The 22,201-nt window shown below is 52.2% G+C and carries 18 protein-coding genes; 5 read left to right on the top strand and 13 right to left on the bottom strand.

What is annotated here, in order from left to right; genetic code table 11:
* Nucleotides 1–152: 152 nt before the first annotated feature.
* Entirely contained in the window at nt 153–3,698 is a 3,546-nt protein-coding gene (locus U9S71_RS06050) for a PVC-type heme-binding CxxCH protein (protein ID WP_326326009.1), read from the top strand.
* A 19-nt stretch (nt 3,699–3,717) separates the two neighbouring features.
* Here the strand turns inward: U9S71_RS06050 and U9S71_RS06045 are convergent, their stop codons facing one another.
* From U9S71_RS06045 to U9S71_RS06000, 10 genes are all read right to left on the bottom strand, one after another.
* The gene (locus U9S71_RS06045; protein ID WP_326326007.1) at nt 3,718–5,274 is read right to left on the bottom strand and encodes a glycoside hydrolase family 43 protein; all 1,557 of its coding nucleotides are present in this window, start codon (nt 5,272–5,274) and stop codon (nt 3,718–3,720) included.
* Between the two features lie 120 nt (nt 5,275–5,394).
* Complete coding sequence (locus U9S71_RS06040; protein WP_326326006.1) at nt 5,395–6,711, bottom strand: purple acid phosphatase family protein; 1,317 nt, start codon at nt 6,709–6,711, stop codon at nt 5,395–5,397.
* Nucleotides 6,704–7,534, bottom strand: coding sequence for a hypothetical protein (locus U9S71_RS06035; RefSeq protein WP_326326004.1), 831 nt, complete (start codon nt 7,532–7,534; stop codon nt 6,704–6,706). The genes U9S71_RS06040 and U9S71_RS06035 overlap by 8 nt, the downstream gene beginning before the upstream one ends.
* Nucleotides 7,535–7,659: 125 nt before the next feature.
* Nucleotides 7,660–8,571, bottom strand: coding sequence for a sugar phosphate isomerase/epimerase family protein (locus U9S71_RS06030; RefSeq protein WP_326326003.1), 912 nt, complete (start codon nt 8,569–8,571; stop codon nt 7,660–7,662).
* Between the two features lie 93 nt (nt 8,572–8,664).
* Nucleotides 8,665–10,785, bottom strand: a complete 2,121-nt coding sequence (locus U9S71_RS06025) for an outer membrane protein assembly factor BamB family protein (RefSeq protein WP_326326001.1) — start codon at nt 10,783–10,785, stop codon at nt 8,665–8,667.
* Nucleotides 10,786–10,869: 84 nt separating this feature from the next.
* On the bottom strand, nt 10,870–12,030 hold the full coding sequence (dgoD, locus tag U9S71_RS06020) for a galactonate dehydratase (protein ID WP_326325999.1): 1,161 nt from the start codon (nt 12,028–12,030) through the stop codon (nt 10,870–10,872).
* An 11-nt stretch (nt 12,031–12,041) separates the two neighbouring features.
* The gene (locus tag U9S71_RS06015) at nt 12,042–12,653 is read right to left on the bottom strand and encodes a bifunctional 4-hydroxy-2-oxoglutarate aldolase/2-dehydro-3-deoxy-phosphogluconate aldolase (protein ID WP_326325998.1); all 612 of its coding nucleotides are present in this window, start codon (nt 12,651–12,653) and stop codon (nt 12,042–12,044) included.
* Between the two features lie 432 nt (nt 12,654–13,085).
* Nucleotides 13,086–13,379: a Smr/MutS family protein gene (locus U9S71_RS06010; RefSeq protein WP_326325997.1), complete on the bottom strand. Its 294-nt coding sequence runs from the start codon at nt 13,377–13,379 to the stop codon at nt 13,086–13,088.
* Nucleotides 13,380–13,594: 215 nt separating this feature from the next.
* On the bottom strand, nt 13,595–14,380 hold the full coding sequence (locus U9S71_RS06005) for a CPBP family intramembrane glutamic endopeptidase (protein ID WP_326325996.1): 786 nt from the start codon (nt 14,378–14,380) through the stop codon (nt 13,595–13,597).
* Between the two features lie 75 nt (nt 14,381–14,455).
* A complete protein-coding gene (locus U9S71_RS06000) occupies nt 14,456–14,770 on the bottom strand; it encodes a hypothetical protein (RefSeq protein ID WP_326325995.1) in 315 nt (104 codons plus the stop codon).
* Between the two features lie 143 nt (nt 14,771–14,913).
* Here U9S71_RS06000 and vapB point away from each other — a divergent pair, with 143 nt between their 5' ends.
* Nucleotides 14,914–15,123: a type II toxin-antitoxin system VapB family antitoxin gene (vapB, locus tag U9S71_RS05995; RefSeq protein WP_326325993.1), complete on the top strand. Its 210-nt coding sequence runs from the start codon at nt 14,914–14,916 to the stop codon at nt 15,121–15,123.
* A gap of 2 nt (nt 15,124–15,125) precedes the next feature.
* Nucleotides 15,126–15,512 (top strand): type II toxin-antitoxin system VapC family toxin, encoded by a 387-nt coding sequence (locus U9S71_RS05990; RefSeq protein WP_326325991.1) that lies wholly within the window; start codon nt 15,126–15,128, stop codon nt 15,510–15,512.
* Between the two features lie 4 nt (nt 15,513–15,516).
* Here the strand turns inward: U9S71_RS05990 and U9S71_RS05985 are convergent, their stop codons facing one another.
* Nucleotides 15,517–16,110, bottom strand: a complete 594-nt coding sequence (locus U9S71_RS05985; RefSeq protein ID WP_326325990.1) for a Crp/Fnr family transcriptional regulator — start codon at nt 16,108–16,110, stop codon at nt 15,517–15,519.
* Between the two features lie 311 nt (nt 16,111–16,421).
* On the opposite strand from U9S71_RS05985, the gene U9S71_RS05980 reads away from it, so the two are divergent.
* Nucleotides 16,422–17,759 (top strand): ATP-binding protein, encoded by a 1,338-nt coding sequence (locus U9S71_RS05980; protein ID WP_326325989.1) that lies wholly within the window; start codon nt 16,422–16,424, stop codon nt 17,757–17,759.
* Nucleotides 17,760–17,811: 52 nt separating this feature from the next.
* On the opposite strand, the gene U9S71_RS05975 is transcribed toward U9S71_RS05980, so the two are convergent.
* Together U9S71_RS05975 and U9S71_RS05970 are read right to left on the bottom strand one after the other, a co-directional pair.
* Nucleotides 17,812–18,018: an ORF6N domain-containing protein gene (locus U9S71_RS05975; RefSeq protein WP_326325988.1), complete on the bottom strand. Its 207-nt coding sequence runs from the start codon at nt 18,016–18,018 to the stop codon at nt 17,812–17,814.
* Nucleotides 18,019–18,262: 244 nt separating this feature from the next.
* Nucleotides 18,263–20,350: an Ig-like domain-containing protein gene (locus U9S71_RS05970; RefSeq protein WP_326325987.1), complete on the bottom strand. Its 2,088-nt coding sequence runs from the start codon at nt 20,348–20,350 to the stop codon at nt 18,263–18,265.
* 275 nt (nt 20,351–20,625) lie between these two features.
* On the opposite strand from U9S71_RS05970, the gene U9S71_RS05965 reads away from it, so the two are divergent.
* Nucleotides 20,626–22,080 carry a sulfatase gene (locus U9S71_RS05965; protein WP_326325986.1) on the top strand — a complete coding sequence of 485 codons (1,455 nt, stop codon included), beginning with the start codon at nt 20,626–20,628 and terminating at the stop codon, nt 22,078–22,080.
* Nucleotides 22,081–22,201: the final 121 nt, after the last annotated feature.

Below are 22,201 nucleotides of genomic sequence, written 5' to 3'. Positions count from 1 at the left end.
ATCAATCGATTGCGTAAATATATTTATTGAAAAGTATCTAGGTAATGGTCGGGTCAGGACGGTACGGGTTGCCTTTTTTTGACGATTGCCTACTTTTGGCTACAGGATTCGTTTGAATCCCATCAATTCCAATTAAAAACCTGCGCATAAACATGGTTACAAACAAGGGTATATCGATTTTTAGAACGGCGTTATGGCGGATTGGCTTGTACAGCGCCTGCCTGTTGCCATTCGGCTGTGGCAACCATAACAAGGAAGCATCTGGCGACAAGTTTGCCGACCACGTAAGGACTACTGCATTTCAGGAACCGGCGGCAGAAATGGCTGGATTCAACCTTCCACCGGGTTTTGAAATCACCCTGTTTGCTTCGGAGCCGGACATTTCCAAACCCATTAATATGGAATTTGATGACCAGGGCAGGTTGTGGGTCACGCAATCCTCGGAGTACCCCGTTGCGGCTGGCCCGGGAGCCGGGAAAGACCGGATCACCATCTTGGAAGACAGCGACGGTGACGGCAAGGCCGATGTTTTTACACACTTCGATGACCAGTTGAATATACCGATTGGCATCATGCCCGTGGCCGATGGGGCCGTGGGCTTCAGCATTCCCCATATCTACCGTTTTCGGGACGCAGATAACGACGGCAAAGCGGAAAAAAAGGACGTACTTGTCGGGCCTTTCGGGTACAACGATACCCACGGTATGGTCAATAATTTCATCCGGGGGTATGACGGGTGGATCCATGCCTGCCACGGGTTCACCAATGTTTCTACCGTGGCCGGTACGGATGGCGATTCCATCACGATGGTCTCAGGCAATACATTCCGCTTCCGGCTGGACGGCAGCCGCGTGGAGCAGACCACCAACGGGCGCATCAATCCGTTCGGTTCGGCGTTAGACGAACGCGGGTATCTGTATTCGGTAGACTGCCATAGCAAACCGATATTTCAGCTTATACCGGGGGGCGACTACCCCCAATGGGGACGTAAGGACCCCGCTATTGGCTACGCACCCGAAATGATGAGTTACGAACTGGGCTCCACCGCGCTTTCGGGATTGGTCCATTACACGGACCAACAGTTCCCCGAGGCGTACCGGAATAGCTTCTACACGGGCGATGTGGTGACCTGTCGCATCGACCGCAATACGGTTACCTATCAAGGGACCACGCCCATCGCTAAAAAAGAAGAACCCTTTTTAACGAGCGACGATCCTTGGTTCCGCCCGGTCGACATCAAAACCGGGCCGGACGGATCATTGTACATCGCCGATTTCTATAACCGCATCATCGGCCACTACGAAGTAGCGCTGGACCACCCCGGGCGCGACCGATTAAGCGGACGTATATGGAAAATAACGTACACAGGCAAAGACCGGGGCACGGTGCCGGTACGGAATTGGGCCACAGCAAGCCTCGCCGAGCTGGTGGCCGGGCTCGACCACCCGCATTTATCCATACGCCTGAAGATAGCCGACCGGCTGGTCGATGTCTTTGGCGAACAGGCCGTGGCGGCCATGCTCGAACGGGTATCGTCCACAGATTCGGCCCCTACTGGCTATATCCACGCCCTATGGGCACTGCATCGCCTGCATCGACTGCCCGAGGAAATGCTCGCAGCGGCCTTAGGCCATCGCGATGGCATCGTGCGCCAGCACGCCTTGCGTATCCTGGCGGAATCTGATGCACTTACCGATCGGCAACATCATTCCGTGGTCACCGCGCTGTCCGCAGCCGACCCTTTTATCCAACGCACCGCGGCCGAAGTGCTCAACCGCTTTCCAGATGCCACGCATGTCGCGCCGCTGCTCACTTTATACACCAACTGCCCCGCCGAAGACACCCACCTGAAATACACGGCATTGCTGGCTATCCGCAACAACCTACGGGGAAAAGGGGTGGCCGAGCAAGTATCACGCATGGAATGGGGTGAAGCCAAACGGGCTACCCTTGCCCTGGCCATGCGCGATGTGGAAGCACCGGCAGCAGCTACGTTTGTGCTCGATTACCTGCTCCACCACGACCTGCCGCTCGATGTGTTGCAGAAAAACCTGGCTTTTGTGGGAAGGTATGCACGTGCCACGCAGCTCGCACAAGTGGTACCCCTCATCACCGAAAAGTTTGCCAACGATAAGCCGGCCCAGCTTTCGCTCTTCCTGAATATCCAGGAAGGGGTAGCCCAGCGGGGTGTGGCGGCACCCTCCGAGCTCCAGGCATGGGGCGCGCAACTTGCCCGCCATTTCCTGGATGCCGTACCGATAGACCGTGATATATGGAAGAGCACCCCCCAAGATCATCGGACGGAAGACTTCAGTCCCTGGGCGTTCTCCGATGCGTTCCTGACGAACGTAGCGCCTGCTTTTCGGATTTACCTGAGCGAGCGAAACGGCTACAAGCCCCGCGCTACCCTCTATACGAAACCGTTTAAGCTGCCTGCCGAGCTGCGCATGAACGTGTTCGACAACGATGTGCACAACTCGGAAGAAAAAGTGGGCACTTCCAAAAACGTGGTGCGCATACGGCTGGCCGACGACCATCGGCCGGTGGCCGAGTATCGCATGGAGCAGCCACCGCATACCAAGATGGAATTCGCCGACCTCATCAAGTCAACCACGTTGCACCTGCATGGGCATGAGGGTAAAATGGGATACCTCGAGGTGGTGGATAGCTCGGAAACCGGCTCCATCGGCATCGGAAAGCTGGAGCCCGAGGTGGTGGTGATGCCCGCCTATACCCCCTCGGACATCGACGAGCAACGGCAGCGGGCGGCCGAGATTGCCGGCACCCTACACCTGGTGGAGTTGCATGGTCGCCTCGTACAGCTCTTGCAAGCAACGTGGATAAATCCCAATACGCGGCTGGCGGCTGCAGGAGCATTGGCCACGATGCCCCAAAAAGGGGACACGAAACTACTAGGCACCCTTTTTGCCAACAAGGCCGAACCGGCATGGCTACGGGAGCAACTGGCACCCCTCTTGGCACAGTTGCAGGGAACTGAAGCCCTGCAATACCTCGCGCAGGGCATGGAAGGCAGTGCACGGCCTGTCCAGTTGGCGGCAACCGTTGCCCTGGCTGCCTCGCCGGCAGGGATAAACCATTTGCTAGAAGCCGTAGACAACAAGCATATCCCTACCGATCTGCTCGCCGAGTTCAAGGTGAAGGAACTGTTGGAAGCGAATGCGCAAGCCAACCAGCACACACGCATCCAGCACCTATTGGCGCAGGGCGAAGACGAACGGGTGGCGCGTAAACAGCTGATCGAGGATCGGATCGCGCGCTTCGAAGAAACCGGGCAACGCGTAGGGAAAGGACAGGCGCTATTTGAATCCAACTGCGCCATCTGCCACCAAATTGGTGGCAAGGGCAGCCTAATCGGCCCCCAGCTCGATGGCATCGGCAATTGGGGTGTACGGGCACTGACCGAAAAGGTGCTCGACCCGAACAGGAACATCTCGGAGTCGTTCCGTACCTATAACATTACCCTCAATAATGGCAAGAAACAATCGGGGCTCTACCGGCGGACCGAAGGGGAGGTCATGGTTTTCGCAGACATCAGCGGTAAGGAATTCAACGTCGCCAAAAAAGACATGGCTTCCTATACGCCCTCTCCCTATACGTTGATGCCCGACCAGTTCCGGCATACCCTATCGGAAGACGATTTCGGTGCACTGATGGAATACCTGCTAAGCGTCAAATAGATCGCATGGGGATACCCAATCAGCGGTTCTCGATGGCGAATTGCGTCACCCGGACCTGCCCACCGTTGCCCTTTGCAGCCAGTCCCACGCGGAACCCCATGCCCCACGGCACCAGCGGCCCCGCGTCGTATGCCTCCAGCGCGGTCTTCCATTCGCCTGCTTCCTGCCACGAAAAATCGACTACGTGGCCATCGGAAACAGCCATCTTCAGCGTCACCGTATCTTGGCTGGCGGCGAGGTCGTGCTCTTGCAGCACCTGCTCATCGTCCTTGGCCATGCGCCAAACCTTTACGGTGGTGCCGAAAACACCAATACCGATGCCGGCAATAGGCGCCCCAAACCGGTTATTAGCCCCGCCCACCATGGTGAGGGAGGCACCCGTTTGCCCGTCGGTGGTCTGCACAGCCACCCGCGCCGTCACCTCATAGTTGATGGAGGTAATGGGTTGCACCAACAATGAACCAATCCCGTCGTTGCCCTGCGAGGCGGTAAGCAACAAACCTTCACTGCCCACCGAGGCATCTACCGGCTGGTTCACGCGCCACCGCCACACGGGTGCCATGGTATTGAACCGGTCGGTATAATCCGTTGACGATGCCTCGCGGTCGTACCCGGCGTCATTGGCGAATACGGGCCAGCCATCATCCGTCCAGTTGATCTTTTCCAGCACACCTTCCCGACCCACATATACGCTCCCCGCCTGGTTGTAGGCGTGGTAGAGGTAATAGAAGTCGCTCCCATGTTTCACCACGGTGCCGTGGCCGGCGCACTTCCAGTGGTCGTTGTCTACCAACACGGGGTTCTGGTCGTACTTCTCCCAAGGCCCCAATAGCTGTTTAGCCCGAGCCACCCCGGTTTTGTAGTTGCAGGTCACTTCGCAGCACGCGCCCGCCGAATAGGTGGCATAGTAGTAGTCATTATGGCGGAATACACTGATACCCTCCACCAACTGTCCCTCCCACTCCTGGTCATTGGTAAACAGCTCATGCATCTCGCCCACCAAGGCGGTGCGCTCCGCGTTTATTTCCTGTGCCCACATCGGGGTGGGTTGCCCCTTGCTGTTGCCGTCCTCTTTCCAAAGCAGGTAAATCTTACCGTCATCATCTTTCACCTCATACGCATCAATGGAGCCTAGCTCCTGGCTCACCAGCGGACCATGGTCGGTATACGGCCCTTCCGGCGCGGGTGCACTGGCTACCGCCACTGCCAAGCGTCCGGTCGACTTGTCGCGTGCGGTGTAGTAGAGATAAACCTTATCCTGCGCTTCATCATACGCCAATTCCGGTGCCCAGAAGTTATTGCGGGCCCATTCGGGTAAGTCGGCAAAAGCATAGGATACCTGCTCCCAGTTGACCAAGTCGGTCGACTTGTAGATGGGGAACAATGGACCCCATTCATTGGATGTGGCCGATGCCCAGTAGGTATCGCCGATTTTGATGACCGTCGGGTCGGGGTGATCACCCGGCAATACCGGATTAACGATGGTAATGGTGCCGACTTCGTCAGCGGGCCGATTGTTCGTGCAACCGGAGACAATGGCGAGGAGCACGGCGAGGGATAAATATATGGTCTTCATAATTTTTATAATCGTTGTTAATAACAAACGCACATGATGTGCTCTTGCAAAGAAACGGTTTTCCGCTTAGAAAACGGGCGGCTTGTTGCTCAAAATCTCGCTGATTTGTCTCACCGCCATTTAATCACCCTTAGTCCCGTTCAGCATATCTTGATAATGTTTCACCCTTGCCCTGCGATCCGCCGGTATGACAAAGTAATCGAGCGTCTCCCCTTCTATTCCAAAAGCTTCGATGGTGATTTGTTTTGCACCGTATTCTACCATGTGGACATTATGAACCGATTTGGCGATACCTGGCGGCTTTAAGTACCAGCGAGAAGGGTCCACTTCACGCGGGCGGACGCCTAATCCACCGTCTCCGATGTAGACGATCCCTTCTGGATTGGCTTTCACCGCTAAAATGGGTACGGTGCGTTTCATCGAATGGTCATGCCCCGACGATATCAAATCAAGCTTATATCTTTCAAACAGGGGTACCCAAGCCCTGCGCCGCGATTCGCCGTCTTCGTAGGCCCGTACGCTCGGATAGGCAGGGCGATGGTACATGGCGCCAAGCCACCGCTTCTTGGGTCTCAGCGCCTGTAGTTCCTTCTCCAGCCAGTCACGTTGATTTCCATTGAGGCTGATTTCAGTGTTCAGGATGACAAGCGCCGTATGCCGGTTCAAGTTGGCTGTATAATAGAAATCATTCTGGCGGTCCGGCCACCAAAACATCTCTTCAAAACCAATATCCATATCGTGGTTTCCCCTTGACGGAAAGATCGGGAGGAGGCGCTTATCGGCCGTGGTTGTTTTTTCAAAATGGTCTTTCAGCCAATAATACAATTGAGACCAGTAAGCCCGGTTCGTATAGTCGGCCGTGTGGGCCAGCGCAATTATTCCCGGATTCTTTTCAAATAATTGCCGCATCACCGTATTCATACGTCGCCGCGCATTGTTATCTTCTACCCGATCAGCCCCCAACCGAGAATCACCCCCAATAAATAGCGTTACCGGCCGGTCGTCGGCCGGTGCCGTAATAAAGGAATACTCGCCGAGGCGTTCACCATCGCTTTCAACCGTAATATAATAGCGAGTGGAAGGCTTCAAGTCGCCCAAATAGGCATGATGGTAATAGGATGCCATCGGCTTTTCGTCGCTTTGAAGCGTGTAAGCGCCCGAGTGGATTTTTCTGGACCGGTTAGCATACAACGTCGTATTTCCGTTTCGAGCTGTTGTATCGTAATACAACACATGGTTCTTTCCCGGCAAAGTTGTGGCCCAAGAGATGACAGCTTCCCGGTCCGGGTGGCTTCCAAATTGCACATAAAGGTGCAACGGCCTGGTCGATTTCTCGAGCAAAATGATGTGTGGATCTTGAGCCCAAGCGACGGAAGCAAAAGAGGCTCCTACAAAGAAGCAAATCAGCAGTCGGAGCCATGGTTTTCTTTTATGCATGTTGTTTATCGGTATGTTGGTTATCGTATTTTACAAACTTGCCATCTTGAGAGCGACTGAGCATATAAACGGCCAGGGGAGCTAGGATATGAGAAGCCCGTTGCAGCACCTCGGTATAGGCGCCGGTTCCCAAGGCAGTCATTCTCGAAAAGGCTGTAATTGTCGCCCAAAACATGAGCCACGCCAACAGGAATTTATTAGGCTTAAGAAGCACGGCCAACGCTACAATGATATCTACCCAGCCGATGAATTGCATGATCTGCAAGGCGAAGGCTTCAGTCCACCTCACGCCCAGCATGTGGTTTGCGGAGCCGATGATGAAATCGATAAATTGGGGGTTTCCCATCAAGCATTCCAGTCCGTGCGTGGTAAATACGACTGCTAAACCGATTCGTAACAGCCAGCACGCTAAGCTCGCTTGCCCCCCTGGGGAAAGCATCCGAGAAAAAGGCCAGGGAAGCATAACAATAACAGAAAACGGCACCATGTAGCGGAGCGCCTGCGCACCTAACGTCCACTCACTGAAAAGATACCCCCCTTGGTAATATCCCGCCCAAGCTTCAAACAAAACATACAAGAAAATCGGAACCAATAACCATGTCCGAGGCCAAAAAAAATTGACCACGGTCAGCAGGCCAAAAAACGTAATCGTTATCCTTTCAATGGCAAAACCCCGGGCATGATCGATTTCCAGTACCATAAACAGATAATTCCCAAAATTGGTATGGTGCGCCCGGAAAAAGACAATAATCAGCCCTAGCGCATGCAAAACAATAGCCAAATTAAGAATCCGCCGTACCGCCGTTAGGTTTACCGTGTCCATCAAGTAAAATTGTTCGACGGCTAAGGTAAAGAGATAATACGACGTGGACAAACCCGACCGTAAACCCGGAATTGGTTATGCGATAACGGACGTATTCACAGTTGGCATAAAGCCGATAGGTGGGGTTAGTAAGTAGCTAACGCCCGTTCATTTCCGATCTCTTTGAGTATTTTTTTAAGTCCGTCAATTTCATCGGACAGCCCCTTTTCGGCGTCTTCATTCGTATCGTGGTTTATAATGCCGATTGGCCCGCGGTAGTTACTTTTCCACACCTGCCGGATCATCTCCTTTTCCACATCGCCCTGGCCTGTCCGGAAAAAGCGGTCGGTAACGCCAGCTTTCAGCCCTGCGATATTCAACGCAAAAAGGTGGGGCACTATTTTAGGGAAGAATGTCGAAAACCGTTCGTGGTGCAGGCGGGCGTGATGGAAGTTATAAACCATGCCTACGTTCATGCGGTCCACCGCTTCGATGATTTCAAGCTGGTTCTCCGGTTCGCCGAACCAACCGCCGTGGTTGTATAGCGCCACCTGGCACCCGAGTTCCTTTGCCCGATCGGCGATGTAAGCGATGGGTTTGCTCATCGCCACCACCTTATCCCGTTGGCTAAGATCGCCGAAACCTGCCCACTCGCCCATCAGCAGCCAAATCTGCGTTGAAATTTTATTGCGTTCGAGAAAGTCGAATATTTCCCGGATGTACCGATCATCTTGCGGGTTATTGCCCGAGGTCATCCAAAAGGCTGTTAAGTCGATACCGTGTTTATTCAGTGCACGCCACTCGTCGTCAAAGGTTGGGATGTGTTGTTCCCGCCAGTCGTAAGCCAGCTTGGTAATGCCTAGGTCGGACAGCATTTGTGCCCGCTCCTCGGGCCCCCGCTGTTTCGCATCAAAGGGAACAACGCACCAGGCAACAAGGTTCTGCTTGGCAAATACGTCTTTAACGGGCTTATTCTTCCGCACGTTGCAACTTGCAAGCAATACTGTGGCAACAACAACCACGGCAATCGTTAATCGGCTCATTTCTTTTCGTTTCATAAAGTTTTGCATAAAGTTCGTCTATTTGCGGCGGTCATGAGGACCGCCCGCATGCCGGCACCGAATTTCCGGATCACATGTCGCTTCATGATATCATTTTTGCAGTGAACGATCGGGCAGGGCAAACGCCACGTAAGCATCTCCGGTAGTAGTGCCTAATTTTCCGCCACCGGTAGCGGGGATGACCACATATTGCTTCCCATCCACGCTGTATGTACTGGGTACCGCAAACCCGCCGAATGGCAGTTTCGTTTCCCACAGTATCTCACCGGTATTTTTATCGAACGCCCGGAAGCGCTCATCGCGCGTGGCCCCCACAAACACCAATCCGCCCGCGGTGGCGATGCTACCCCCGAAATTCTCCGTCCCGGTTAACGGTATCCCTTTCGCAGTCAGCTCCGGATATTCACCCAGGGGCACCTTCCATTTGATCTTGCCCGATTTGAGGTCGACCGCATTCAGCGTCCCCCATGGCGGTTTCGTGGCCGGATAACCTTGCTCATCGAGAAACTTGACGTATCCCATCGAATTGTAGTATGGTTTTACACCTTCTTCTTCCCCGTCTCCACCTGCCGCTTCCATATCCAGCAGGTACGATGCAATCCGTTGCACATCATCTTCCGGCAGGTGGGCAAAGGGCGGCATTGCGCCCTTTCCCTTCTTGATGATATCCGCAACATCTTTTTGCGTGTATTTCTCCGAGAGGTTCCGTAACACGGGTGTTCCCCCCAACCCTTGGCGGTCGGCGCCGTGGCAGCTTGCGCACCCACTGGCCAGGAACAGCCGGTGGCCGCCGTGTTCGGCGTTGCCTTTCCCGGAGCCGGCCTCCGGCGCTTTGTTGTTGACATCCTGCATCGTGATGTGCCAAGCCAGCTCATTGGAATTGACATACATCACCTGGTCAATCGGATCGTAAGACCCGCCACCCCATTCAGCACCGCCATGTATGCCGTAATAGATGATTCCCTTGGTAGACGGGGGGATATACCATCCCGTCTCGGCATTATTGAACCGTTCAAGCGCATAGGCGTGGGCTTCTTCACTGATATCGGTCAAGTCGTCGGCCGTGACCACCTGTTTGGAAAAAGGTTCCGGCCATTTCACGAACGGCTGCGTGGGGAAGGCATATTGGCCGGCCAGCGTACTAGCGGGCACCGGCCGCTCTTCCACCTCAGACAACAGCTCACCGGTAAGCCGGTTGAATAGGATCACGTTGCCGGTCTTTGTCAGTTGCACCACGCCGGGCACCTGTTTCCCCGCTTTATAAAGGGTGGTCAGGATGGGCGCACAGGGCAGGTCCAAATCCCATAGATCGTGGTGTATAGCTTGGTAGTGCCACATCCGTTCGCCCGTTTTCGCGTCCAGTGCCACGATCGAATTGCCAAACAGTTGCTCGCCTTCATTATCCGGTCGATAAAAATCGGCCTTGGGCTGGCCGGTTGCAAAATACACCGCACCATGCTCCGGGTCAACGCTGAGCCCGCCCCATACGTTTACGCCACCGCCGGTTTTCCAAAAATCTTCTTTGCCCCATGTGTCGTATCCATATTCGTCCGGCTGGGGAATGGTATGGAAAATCCACTCGCGTTCACCCGTATGCACCTTGAAGGCACTTACATTCGCCGGCGAAGACCACGTCATAGCGCCCACGATCACCAGGTCGCCATACACCACCGGGGCACCGGGAGATGTGATGCCCATTTGTTCTGCCGGCTTCACTAATCCGTCGTTCAACGAAATGCGGCCCTGGTTCCCAAATTCGGGTACCGGTGATCCGTCCGCTGCATAAATCGCGTTCAGGAAACCGCCACTCGTGAAAAATATCCGATCCCGTTCACCTTTCTTCCGCCAGAAGGAAATGCCTCTATTGATCCCACCGAACTGCTCACCTTCCCGCGCGGGGTTGAAACGCCAAGTCTGTTCGCCCGTCACGCCATCCAATGCAACCACCTCCTGCAAGGGCGTGGTGATATAGACCGTACCGTCTACGATGAGGGGATTCATCTGCACGTTGCCTGATTTCACGCCCGAATGAAACACCCACGCCACTTCGAGATCGGCCACGTTGGATGTGTTGATCTGATCCAGCGACGAATACTTGGTCTGGCCGGCGGTTCCACCGGGATATGCCCAGTCGGCTTCCGAAAACGGTTGGGGTGCCTGGCACCCTGCAAATGCCAGCATTGAGAAAAATAAGGTAATGTAGAGCCGCATATCGTAGAAAACTAATTGTCTGTGAAACTTTTTCCGACAAGCTAAGTATTCCTTCATCATCGCATCGTACAAAACATCAAGCAACTACCATTCGGCCAAACTACCGTCTTTTAAACGCCAAATCGGATTCTTCCATTGGTGCCCCACCGCTTGGGCCCGGCGAACTGCCTGCTCATCAATTTCCACCCCGAGCCCGGGGCGCTGGAACAACTGAATATACCCGTCTTTGACCGAAAAATCTTCCGGATTAGCCACATAATCCAACAGGTCGAAGCCCTGGTTGTAATGGATGCCGATGCTGCTTTCCTGGATGAAGGCGTTGATGCAAGCGAAATCGACGTTGAGCGCCGCAGCAAGAGATATCGGGCCGAGCGGGCAATGCGGCGCAACGGCCACATCATACGCCTCTGCCATCGCCGCTATCCGCATCACCTCAGAAATGCCACCCGCATGGCTGAGGTCGGGTTGGACGATATCCACGTGGCCATCATGCAAAACGTGCTTGAAATCCCACCGCGAAAACATTCGCTCGCCCGTAGCAATGGGAATACTGCTGTAAGCGGCAATCTGTGCCAGCGCTTCGGAATTTTCACTCAATACCGGCTCTTCGATAAACATGGGTTTATAGGGGGCCAGCTCGTCGATCAGCCGGCGTACCATTCCCTTGTGCACCCGGCCGTGGAAATCCAATCCGATGTCGAGCTGGTCGCCGAACTCCTCGCGCAGCAGCCGGATGTTCTCCACCACGTTGGTGATATCCCGCTGGGCGGCTATCCAGTCCATCGCCCCGGTGGCATTCATCTTCACGGCGGTATACCCTTCGTTTATCCGATCGCGCGCCTGGCTGATCACGACCTCGGGGTGGTCGCCGCCGATCCAGCAATACATTTTCATCTGTTGGCGCACAGCGCCACCCAGCAACTGGTATACCGGCAGGCCTACCGACTTGCCCTTGATATCCCAGAGGGCCTGGTCGATGCCCGAGATGGCACTCATCAATATGGGGCCGCCCCGGTAAAAGCCGCCGCGGTACAATACCTGCCACATATCTTGAATATCGTGGGCGGACCGACCCACCACGTATGATTCCAGTTCCCGCACACAGGCAGCCACCGTATCTGCACGGCCTTCCACCACAGGCTCCCCCCATCCAATGACCCCGTCCTTCGTGGTTACCTTGAGGAAAAGCCACCGCGGTGGCACGGTGAACAACTCCAGTTTTTCAATGATCAATTTATCTTGCATGGTTATACGGTTTATGATCTGAAAGTGTGCAATTTGGCAATGGACTGGCCAATGGTTGATGGATCGTCCGATAGGAGGCTCCCGCCCATGCCCACACCCACAGCGCCGGCCCGGAACCAGTCATCGGCATTGGAAAAATCAACGCCACCCACGGCGATCATCCGGATGCCGTTATAAGGGCCCAACAGTGCTTTCAGGTAGGCCGGTCCCATTGCCGATGCCGGAAATAGCTTAATGAAATCCGCGCCATGGTTTATCCCTTCGGCAACCTCCGTTGGCGTAAGCGCCCCCATCACCACGGGCGTCCCGGCGCGATGTGCTGTTGCTATCACCGCCACATTCGTGTTGGGGGTGACCAGAAACTGGGCACCGTACGATAGCGCCTCGCTCGCCAGCGTATCATTCAGTATCGTTCCGGCACCGATTAACACCTCTGGGAACCGCTCGCGAGCCTGCTGAATGGCCTCTCCGTATCCGGGGGTATTGCTCGTTATTTCCAATACGCGCACGCCGGAAGCTACCAGCCTCGCTACCGTAGGTAACACTTCGGCCTCCTCGGCCAACCGCACAATGGCAATGAGCCGCTCCGCTTCTATCTTTGCTATAATTTCTTTTTTTGTCATATCGTTCATTAGCCGGTCAGTTCTTGTTGCAGTTGTTCCAACGATTTATTCTTGATTTCGGGAAGCACAAACAGCCCCCTGTCCGATTATTGATTTTGCTCATAGCAGGTAAAATTGGTGTTAAATGTATGGTTATTTTTCGATTTAAACGCTCGCCAGTACCAACTCCCCCGTAGCCGCAAAACCAAAAAATCAAATCCGGCAAAATAAAGCGTTAGCTTCTTCGTTTAAGACATAGGTTTAGGTTGATAGCCCCTAACCCCATTGGGGCGGAGACCCGTTGCTTACACAGTGACGGGTTTCTCTTTTTTTAGTGCCTTTCGCTACCGTACCATCTATTTAACATCTCTTAACAAAATCGCTGCAACAAAACAGAGCCGACCCCTCCCCCCGACTCTCCCCGTTTCGGGGCTTTCGCATTGCAGACCGTCCTTATCCGTAATGGATAATCACATTTACCACGCCCAAGTTGAAAAACGAGGGTTCAAACGATTCGATGCGCCCCCTTTGCTGGTAAACCCGCAGTTCGTGGTATACCCGCTCGCGCAATGTGCCGGTTCCATGCCCATGGATGAAGCGGATTTCCCGTTGGCGCTGCTCAATGGCCTTGTCGAGTGCAACCCGCATGCGCTCTATGCTTAGCTGTACCATTTGCTCGTTACTTAGCCCCGAGGTGTTGCGCATGAACGCCTTGATATGCAAGTCTACTTCCTGTACCGATGCCATACAACAAAAGTATGGAATTTCTAGGTCACCCCATTGGGGCGGAGACCCGTTGCTTACAAAGTGACGGGTTTCTCTTTTTTTAATATTACAAAAGATATTTATATCTTACACACAATCAATAAAATAGCTGAAAAAATCTCAAGTCCGTTTAAGCCAGCTGTATTCACATAAGATTACGGTTATAAGCATACTTGCTTTTAGGTAAGATTACCGTTTTAATCAGTTTCTTTCATTAACAGTGTCCGTATATTTATATTGAAGTCGAGTTTGTTCTTTATTTTATACGCTACCGTCAGCCCAATTATCAGAAATACGGTGATTAGCCTAAAAATATTTGCATATGTTCCGCCAAGCGCATTATCTGCTACCGAAAACAATCCCCACGATAAATTCATAAACAAATGAAGAAATATTGGAACCCACAAGTTGTAATTCCACTCGACATAAACCCAAGCATATAAAACACCTCCCAAAAACGTAATTAGAAAAATTCCTGCTAATTCACTTAAGTCAGTTCCTTGATATAAATGTATTAGTCCGAACAAAATTGCCCCAATCAAAACCGATGGGATGAATCCCCAACTCGTGTATCTATAAATCTGTCCAAATAAGAATCCCCTAAAATAGGTTTCCTCAAAAAGTGCAGCCGCAATTATTGAGATTAGCAAGATGTTTTGGGAAAAATCGGTGTTAACGTCAAAAAGTAGTGCAAAACCTATGAACATTGGTAGCGTGCACAACAGCGAAAAGACCATTCCTTTGAGAAGCAAGCATTTGTCAAGTCCTAAGCTGTGAAAGAATTTGTTCTTTTTGTGAAGAATCAGTGTTCCTATAAAAATTGGAATTCCGACAATTAAGTATGCCATTATGTGGCTGATTCCCCATTGATCAATAAATTCATAAAACCATTGCCTTATTTCTTTAAAGTACGTTTCGTCTATTAGAAAATAGATTCCAAATGATAGTAAGGTGGTCAGTACAACTTTAGACGTTCTGTTCATTCAATTCCGTTTTAAAATTGGCTGTTAACTTATCCAGGGTTCTTTCTCATTAAGATGTCACTTGACATTTCGAATTTAACTATTTATTCGTTCATTGTTCAAGGCCTTCCACCCTTTCGCTTTGACCTGCTCCGCCCCACCGTCACCGCGCTGCTGCCTCGGCAGCGCGGGGCCCGGGTGGTATAGTTCAGCACCTATCGCCGTGCCATGCGTCCCTTGCGATGGCTCCGGTAACATCGTTACCAGCACCGCCGGTTTGTGCAGGGAAGAGGTGTTATTTCTTAGGGGCACCCCATCCGAGCCGCCATCGCTTAACTGCGGGGGAACCGCAGTATGAATTCCGGTGCTCCCCTTTCCATATCTTGTGCTTATATGTGTTTCTTTTTCCATACAAGCAAAAAACGGGCTTTCACACTGCCCCTACAATCTCATATGAGAAAACCTGAAACTTTAAGTAGAGAAAATATGCTAGCAATTGACTAAGTGCCATTTTTCCCTTATCTTTGAGTAATCGGGACAGTATAGATTAGCATATGGCACAAAATCAACTTCTGGAAAAAATAAAGAAAATACCTCCTGCTTATCAGCAAGAGGTGGAGGATTTCATTGATTTTATCCTAAGAAAGAAACGTCCATCCATTGAAAAAAGAGGATCGCAACGAAAAATTGGGCTCCTTAAAGGAAAGTTGCAGATGGCGGATGATTTTGATGCGCCGTTAGAAGACTTTAAAGACTATATGTAAGCATGGGGCAATACCTATTGGACACGCATACGCTTTTATGGCTCCATGATGATAGCCCCCGCCTTTCCAAACAAGCACAATCCATTATTCTTGATCCTTCCAATGACCTCCAAGTCAGCATGGCTTCTTTTTGGGAGATTACAATTAAAAAAGCGCTGGGCAAATTAGTGCTGGCCTATTCACTAAGTGACTTGTACGAGGCATGTATTACAGGTAATATAACGGTTGTACCTATTCAGCTTTCCAATCTGATTCAACTTGAAAACCTCGACTTTCACCATAAAGATCCTTTCGATAGACTTATAACGGCCACCGCAATTGATATGGCGATACCGATTATTTCACTTGACCCGAATATCGCAAAGTATCCCGTAAAGGTCATTTGGTGATTCGTTAACTCTTCTTTTCCCGCCGCTCCTCCCGATACCGCTTCAGCACCCGGTAATACGTAGGCCGCGCAATATTGATAAAATCCATCTCCTGTTCCGGAGCCATCCGTTTGGCCAGTTCCGGAAAAGTATCCAGAAACGTGGTGTAACGTTTATAGGCCGATGGCTGTTGCGACACTTCCACCAGTTTATCCTGCCTATCCTTATCGTGCTGGTGCATCACATGCAGCAGCTCGCTCACCTCGGGAAACAGCTCCTTCCCCTCGCGCATCTTCGACGCCGGAATACGCAAAATGCGCGATACTTCCGCAAATTGGATGTAATGCAAGCTCGGCTTGGGGGTGTACAGGTGCCGCACCCCGGCAAAGCCCTGCATCTCCCGCGCAAACCAACGGATGTAGCGCTGGCCGTCTCGGTCTAGCGTATAGCCATAGGCCATCCCCTCCAATACCACGCACCAATAGGGTGCCCGGGTTTCGGGGGTTAAAAAATGGTTCAGGCGGTCGTAGGCCAGCACGCGCCCATGCTGCAGCAGAAAGGCCTCCGCCTCCGCGGAGAACGGAACGCGCTGGCGGATATAGTTGATAAATCGGTTCATAATGTATGTGTTTGTTGGTGATAAGCATCGGTTATGTCAGACGGAGGCCGGCAACATCTGCACCAGCGAGGGTTGCCTTGCGGCGGCGGCGGCCGGATAGGTCCGCCAGCGTTGGTAGATAACAGGATCATACATGGGCAGGCTAGGACAGGAGGCTATCCAGCAATTCCGGGAGAAGCTGGCGGAAAATAAGGGCGAGATTGTGAATTGATGTCATATCCGATGTTTTGCAAACTATTATCACGCAATAACTATGAATTATGTGAAAAAAATCACATTTTTGGCACTTATAAGGTGAAAGGGTCGATATCATGCAGATACAACGCAACATCCAGCAAAAGCTGGCCAAATGGAAAAACGATCCAAATCGTAAGCCCCTGGTATTGCAAGGCGCCCGGCAGGTGGGTAAAACGTGGTTGCTAAAGCAACTGGGCAAAACGGATTTTGAGGACGTTGCCTATTTCAACTTTGAGGAACAACCTGAGCTCAAACAATTTTTCGATAATACAAAAGACGTTCAGCGTATTATACAAAACCTCTCCCTGGTGCATGGAAGAACCATCGTCCCACAAAAAACGTTGTTGATTTTTGATGAAATACAGGAATGCAACGATGCATTAAATACACTTAAATACTTTTGCGAAAACGCCCCTGAATACGCTGTTGCAAGTGCAGGCTCGCTATTGGGCGTAGCGATGTCAAGGGGGCAGTCATTCCCTGTTGGGAAGGTGACTTTCCTATCGGTCAATCCCATCAGCTTTGCCGAATTCCTTTCCATAGATAGCCCCCAGCTATTCGATTATCTACATGGTATCGATAAATTGGAGCCACTGCCCGATATTTTCTTTAATCCGCTAGTAGATAAGCTTAAAACCTATTTTATTTCCGGCGGCATGCCCGAAGCGGTGGCTACTTTGGTAGCAACGGGAGATGTACAGGCCACACAGCAGGTCTTGCAGGATATATTGAATGCCTACGTGCTTGATTTTTCGAAACACGCAGACAACAAAGATATACCGAAAATCCAATATATCTGGTCTTCCATCCCATCGCAATTGGCCCGTGATAATAAGAAGTTCCTGTATCAAACGGTACGTGAAGGAGCGAGGGCAAGGGACTATGAGGATGCATTGCTCTGGCTTTCGCACGCTGGACTTATCCACCGCGTATTTCGGAACAACAAACCTGGTCTGCCCTTATCGGCTTACGACGATTTGTCTGCTTTTAAAACATACCTCCTGGATGTTGGGCTGCTACGCCGTCTCTCCTTGTTAGATCCAATTGCTGTAAAGGAGGGCGACCGTTTATTTACTGAATTCAAAGGAGCGCTGACTGAAAATTTCGTCTTACAGCATCTTGTAGCGTGTTTTGAAGGCACACCACGATATTGGACGTCGGGGAATCAGGCGGAAGTCGATTTTCTGTTGCAGGTAAAAAATGACATTATACCCGTTGAAGTCAAGGCAGAAGAAAACGTAAAGAGCCGCAGTCTGACCATTTATAACCAGCATTATAACCCTCCAGTACGACTCCGATATTCGCTAAGGAACCTGGAAATAAACAACGGCATGTTGAACATTCCATTGTTTATGGTCGATTACACCGAGAAATTGCTCAACCTGTCTGCACGGGCGACCGATCCATTTTAGGTAAGTTCGCATAATAGAAACAGGGGTTTCGGAAACACACGTTTCGGAAGGACTACGGCAAACGCCGGAAGCGCTCTGCCAAATCGCTGTCGAGTATTACCTTTTGTTCCCTGATGAAATGAATTTTGTTGATGACCACTTCATCAGCAATCATCAAGGTTTTAACAGCGTCGGTTTGGTTTTCCGGCATAGGCTGGTCTTTTAGTTTGATATCACAAATTGTGATATCAAGTTTACGCTTACTCCAAACGGTTACCATTTCTTGATTTCGGCTTTTAGGTCAGTTGCGGTGATGTTCAACGTACTCAAAAGCCACTTTTTCTTTTTGACTTCCTTGATGTTGTCTATATCAATAATCAATTCCATAGCTTTGACGCCTTATATTTTCAAAGTTAGCTTTTCTGGCTATAAATCCAAAATCTATCCATTGCCCTCGATTGGACAATCAAAGACTTGCTCGCACCCGATGACTGGGACATTGGCCACGGCACCAACGCGGCCCGTCATTGCGGTTTGTAATCCGCGATATGTACGTAAATTGCCACCCGGTCGATGATGTGCTCATCCTGGTAAAGGTACACCCAAACCGGAAGTTCGTAGGGGTCTACCCCCCTACGGGGAACAGTGAGGTCGAGGGAAACCGCGCAAGCCTGCTCGATACGCGGGTCGTCGCCATATATAATGTACAAAAAATCATTGCCATTGGGGAAATGTGCGTTTACCGCGAAACCCTTAAGCTGTAGTTTCTCCTCCACATTATCCCTGCGCGGAGCAATGGGGTTGGTTAGGCAGGAGCCATCGAGCCGATCTTGTACGCTCACTTGTATGGGATACGGGATACCGCCGAGGAACGATTGCCCCGCACCCGATATATGTTTGATTTTGTAGCTGGTCGTCTTCACCTCGAAATCGGCATACACATCGGCGTCTTCGATAAAACGTGCACGCAGCGTGCTGTATCCATATCCGGTGGTATCTTTTGTGCCCGGAAAAGTTGAGTACACCATCCCGTCCTGAGCCACGGTGGCAAGTTTAGCGCCCGATGTGACGCTCCAGGCAACCTCCTGGGGTGCCTCCGCGGGGTGCACGGTTGCCTCCAGCTGGAATTCCATACGGCCAAAGGGCAGCGTAAACCGTGGCGGTGTACCCCCAACGGTCGTTATCGTGATGGATTCCGGATCGGGCGCCTGTATCCGTAGCGGCAATTGGTAATCAAGGATATTGAATTCATCGGTAAACTCGAAGCGCAGCGCCGTCTTGTACACTTCGCGGTAGGCCGCCCGGAACTCCCCGGTATAACCCACGGCCAACTCGGCCATGCCCGGTAGCGCCATCTTATCGTTCAGTTTGAAACGGCCCAGCGTGTCTTGTAAGTGGAGGTTTTCGGCCACTAAGTGCTCAGGCAAGGGCTCCCATAGGTAGGCCGAATCGGGAGCCTCCGCGGGCAATGGCACATGCTCCAACGGTGGCACATCCTCCGAAACGGAGAACGTGGTGAGCTGTGCCAAAGACGCATTGACATTGGCTACTCCGGTAGCCGTGAGGTCATAGCCCTCAAAGAGCAGATGCATCAATGGCGCCACGGGCGCTCCACCGCCTCGCGGGCGATCGGCTAGTGAAACCGGGCGCCGTGCCAACGAGGCATAAATGGGGAACGGGACGCCAGCCCGGAAAACAGGATAGGCGTCGGGCCGTGGCCCGGGATTGTCAGGCAAATTCATCGGGGCAGGCGAAAAAAAGACCTCGTCGATGATTGGCGTACGCTGCAATAGCTCGCCGAAGTAGTACGAAACAAGTTGCCCATATAGTACGGAAGCATAGGTAATAAATAGTTTCTCTGGCGACTCGGGGGGAGCTAACAGGGCATAGAAGGCATAATGGTCAAATTCAAAACAAGCCGTAGCGTAACTGGTAGTCAGCTGGCTTGCCGGTTGGGATGCCGCCATGGCCGCCGCGTGGGGAATATCGCCGGCACCCGCCCATTTGTAGGGTCCGGGCCGCCGGCCGGGCAAGTACGCAGCGGCGTCGCTGGACTGTAACTGCTGCACGGCACGGAAATAACGGACAACCTGGGTCTTTTCCGCCACGGATAATCCCTCCTGGTAAGTACGGAAGGCTCCATAGCCCACAGGGGATATATCCGCGCCCAGTTGGCCGATTCGGGCTGCGACCGACCCGATGTGATCGGCGATGGCCACGTAGGCAGCATCTACATCGGGTACCGGCGGTGCCGCTTGGACACGGATGTGATACTCGAACTGCCCGAGACCCGGGATGTGTAAGGTGACAATGCCGGTGTCGATGCCTGCCGGCATGGCCAGTAGCAATGCCGTATCACCGCTATTGAGCACGTTGACTTCCATCTCACCCAACGTGGCGTGGTAAGATGAACTATCCAACTGGCTGGTGTACGGAATGCTAATGAAACCGGCCTGTGGACCATCCGTATCGGGAACAACTTGTACGGGTGGGTCTACGGGCACAGTCGGTTCGGGCGAATTATTAGGCTCTTTTTTGCATGAACACATATGCAAAATAAGGAGCAGCAGGACAGCAATGGCGCTTGGGCGAAAGGTATTCGAGACGATCATCACATCTTATTTTAGTATCTACGACAAGTTTAGGCGCTTTCTGGTTGGCAACAAATACCCAGTGGTAGGTATTTCACCAACGGCGGAATCGGTTAGCCAACGGGAGTATGTTATTTAAATCGATAGCGTACGAATATAGAAGCCGGTGTTGGATTCTCGGCCAGTTTTTCCCGAATCTTCAGGTTAGTTTAATAGATTTTTATAATTTGCACAGACCCAATTTTTAAAGCAGAGGATGAAGGTTGGCTTTGCATAAAATGAGATACGCGAAAACGATGTTACACAATAGCATAACAGCTGCGATGTGCGCCATGCTGTTGGCCATAGGGTGCATGCCCACGTATGGCCAAAAGCCCAACGTGATTGTTATACTGGCCGACGATCTGGGCTGGGCGGACCTTCCGATGTATGGGAACACCTTCAATGAAGCGCCCAACCTCAACCGATTGGCCAAACGGGGCATGACATTTAGCAATGCCTATGCCGCCGCCCCTGTATGCTCGCCCACCAGAGCAAGCATTATGTCTGGCCAATATCCGGCCCGCGTGGGGGTTATCGACTTTATACCCGGCCATTGGCGCCCATATGAAAAGGTCATCGTCCCCAAGAACAAAACGCAGTTTCTCCCTGCAGCGGTTACCACCATAGGCGAAATGATGGAAGCGGCAGGCTATACGAACGGCTATTTCGGAAAGTGGCATCTCGGATTCCAGAAAGGGCACCATCCGCTCGATCAAGGGTTTGAAGAAGCCTACTGCGCCGATGGCGGTTTCTATAACCCTAAATTCACGCCGGCCATCACACCACCTCCCCAAGGGCGCTTCTCCGATATCATCACGGATATGGGCGTCGACTTCATACGACGGAATAGCGACAACCCGTTTTTTCTCTTCCTGGGGCATTATGACGTTCATGTGCAGCTAAATGCGGACACGGCGCTCATCAAAAAATACCTTGGGAAGGCTCCGGCCGATGGCTATCCCAGCAACGCGGTGTATGCGGCGATGATTACACACCTCGATAATAGCGTAGGGAGGGTGATGAACACCCTCGATTCTCTCGGCATCTCGGATAATACGATGATTATATTCTACTCCGACAACGGGGGCCTACACCGCCGCTTCGACGAAATCCCACTGATCGATAAGGCTGTAGAACACTTCTATGATGGCGATAGTCTACAATACGTGGCCTCTTCCAACGCACCCCTACGCGATGAGAAAGGTTCGTTATATGAAGGGGGGATACGGGTGCCACTGATTATTTCGTGGCCTAAAAAAGTGCGACCCGGCACGAAATCCGAAGCCATGGTTACGTCTCCAGACTTGTACGCCACGCTCGGAGACGTAGCGGGCACGCCGCTGCCTGCCAAACAGGTAACGGATGGGATAAGCCTAACGCATACCCTGTTGACCGGCAAGAAACCGGCCGACCGACCGCTCTTCTGGCATTACCCCGTTTATCACCACAGCGCTCCTGCTTCGGCGGTGAGAAAAGGCGATTGGAAGCTCATCGAGTGGTATGAAAACAACAGCGTCGAATTATATAACCTGAAAAAGGATATCGGAGAAACCCGCAACCTGGCGGAAAAGCGGAAAGGAAAAGCCGCCGAGTTGAGGTCGTTGCTGCACGAATGGCGTCTTGCCGTAGGGGCCGAGCTGCCGGTAAACAACCCCGCGTTCGACCCGGCAAAAAGAAGGCAATGGGGGAAACACCCCGACAGGAAATGATCTGTAGCGGTTTCTTTCCCCGCATTGCCGGGTGCTCACGCTGGAAGGCCGTATTGTTCGGCATGACCATTCGTGCGCGTCGCCTGTTGCTGACAACAGCAGTTTACTGACGCATACCTTA

The organism is Parapedobacter flavus, from assembly GCF_035818675.1.
Lineage (GTDB): Bacteria > Bacteroidota > Bacteroidia > Sphingobacteriales > Sphingobacteriaceae > Parapedobacter > Parapedobacter flavus.
This window is presented reverse-complemented; position numbering and strand designations above follow the sequence as displayed.

Coding starts and splice junctions, on each gene's coding strand:
- U9S71_RS06050 (WP_326326009.1), top strand. CDS start 153: ATGGTTACAAACAAGGGTATATCGATTTTTAGAACGGCGTTATGGCGG.
- U9S71_RS06045 (WP_326326007.1), bottom strand. CDS start 5,274: ATGAAGACCATATATTTATCCCTCGCCGTGCTCCTCGCCATTGTCTCC.
- U9S71_RS06040 (WP_326326006.1), bottom strand. CDS start 6,711: ATGCATAAAAGAAAACCATGGCTCCGACTGCTGATTTGCTTCTTTGTA.
- U9S71_RS06035 (WP_326326004.1), bottom strand. CDS start 7,534: ATGGACACGGTAAACCTAACGGCGGTACGGCGGATTCTTAATTTGGCT.
- U9S71_RS06030 (WP_326326003.1), bottom strand. CDS start 8,571: ATGAAACGAAAAGAAATGAGCCGATTAACGATTGCCGTGGTTGTTGTT.
- U9S71_RS06025 (WP_326326001.1), bottom strand. CDS start 10,785: ATGCGGCTCTACATTACCTTATTTTTCTCAATGCTGGCATTTGCAGGG.
- dgoD (WP_326325999.1), bottom strand. CDS start 12,030: ATGCAAGATAAATTGATCATTGAAAAACTGGAGTTGTTCACCGTGCCA.
- U9S71_RS06015 (WP_326325998.1), bottom strand. CDS start 12,653: ATGACAAAAAAAGAAATTATAGCAAAGATAGAAGCGGAGCGGCTCATT.
- U9S71_RS06010 (WP_326325997.1), bottom strand. CDS start 13,379: ATGGCATCGGTACAGGAAGTAGACTTGCATATCAAGGCGTTCATGCGC.
- U9S71_RS06005 (WP_326325996.1), bottom strand. CDS start 14,380: ATGAACAGAACGTCTAAAGTTGTACTGACCACCTTACTATCATTTGGA.
- U9S71_RS06000 (WP_326325995.1), bottom strand. CDS start 14,770: ATGGAAAAAGAAACACATATAAGCACAAGATATGGAAAGGGGAGCACC.
- vapB (WP_326325993.1), top strand. CDS start 14,914: ATGGCACAAAATCAACTTCTGGAAAAAATAAAGAAAATACCTCCTGCT.
- U9S71_RS05990 (WP_326325991.1), top strand. CDS start 15,126: ATGGGGCAATACCTATTGGACACGCATACGCTTTTATGGCTCCATGAT.
- U9S71_RS05985 (WP_326325990.1), bottom strand. CDS start 16,110: ATGAACCGATTTATCAACTATATCCGCCAGCGCGTTCCGTTCTCCGCG.
- U9S71_RS05980 (WP_326325989.1), top strand. CDS start 16,422: ATGCAGATACAACGCAACATCCAGCAAAAGCTGGCCAAATGGAAAAAC.
- U9S71_RS05975 (WP_326325988.1), bottom strand. CDS start 18,018: ATGGTAACCGTTTGGAGTAAGCGTAAACTTGATATCACAATTTGTGAT.
- U9S71_RS05970 (WP_326325987.1), bottom strand. CDS start 20,350: ATGATCGTCTCGAATACCTTTCGCCCAAGCGCCATTGCTGTCCTGCTG.
- U9S71_RS05965 (WP_326325986.1), top strand. CDS start 20,626: ATGTTACACAATAGCATAACAGCTGCGATGTGCGCCATGCTGTTGGCC.